This window comes from Komagataeibacter melomenusus (genome assembly GCF_013155395.1).
GTDB lineage: Bacteria > Pseudomonadota > Alphaproteobacteria > Acetobacterales > Acetobacteraceae > Komagataeibacter > Komagataeibacter melomenusus.
In genome coordinates, this window is sequence record NZ_JABJWC010000107.1 from 1 (window position 1) to 846 (window position 846).

The 846-nt window shown below is 67.7% G+C and carries 1 protein-coding gene and 1 pseudogene; one reads left to right on the forward strand and one right to left on the reverse strand.

What is annotated here, in order from left to right:
- Positions 1-235, reverse strand: a pseudogene (locus tag HNW77_RS17240) (ComEC/Rec2 family competence protein); the annotation flags it as partial.
- Between the two features lie 243 nt (positions 236-478).
- Here HNW77_RS17240 and HNW77_RS17245 point away from each other — a divergent pair.
- Positions 479-846, forward strand: a 368-nt coding sequence (locus tag HNW77_RS17245) for a glutamate--tRNA ligase (protein ID WP_241694553.1), incomplete at its 3' end; no start/stop codon positions are given.

Consider the following 846-nt stretch of genomic DNA (forward strand, 5'->3'; position numbering starts at 1 on the left):
CCATGGCAGCAGCCCCCACCACCCCCGCACCCAGCCGCACGGCCAGCCGGTCCGGCCACAGCAGGCGGCAGGCAAGTGCGGCAATGCAGGCCAGCGCAGCACCTGCCATGGCCGCCCCGCCCGGCTCGAATGGCAGGGCAAAATACGCGATGACGCCCCCCGCAAGGGCCACTGGCAGCCACAGCACCAGGCGGCTGTTCTGCCCCCACAGCCACGCCGCAAGCGCCCGGCTCAAGAACCACCCCGCCCGGCTGGCACGGCCGCACCGACCGGAATCGGCCGCCGCATGGCGCCTGTCCGCGCGCTACGGGCTGGCCAGCGGCACCGGCATTGATGGCAAATGGCACAAAGACCCGACAGAAGACCCCCATGATGCGCGTAAAAGGCGTGGCAGGAATGCACACCCTAGCGGGCGGAAGGGTTTTCACGCCAGAGTGCCCCCTGTCAGCAGGGCGAAAACATGCTAGGAACCCGGTTCATGACTGTCCGTACGCGTTTTGCTCCCAGCCCCACCGGCCTGCTGCATATCGGCAACGCCCGTGCCGCCCTTTTCAATTTCCTCTATGCCCGCCACCACGGCGGGCAATTCGTGCTCCGCATCGAGGATACCGACCGCGAACGCTCGACCCAGCAGGCGGTCGACGTGCTGTTCGATGGCCTGGCCTGGATGGACATCGAATCCGACGAGAAGCCGGTGTTCCAGTCCACGCGCCAGGCCCGCCATGCCGAGGTGGCGCATGAACTGCTGGAAAAGGGCCTGGCCTATCGCTGCTACTGCACGGCCGATGAGCTGAAGGACATGCGCGAGAAGGCGATGGCCGAGGGCCGCCCCCCCCGCTACAACGG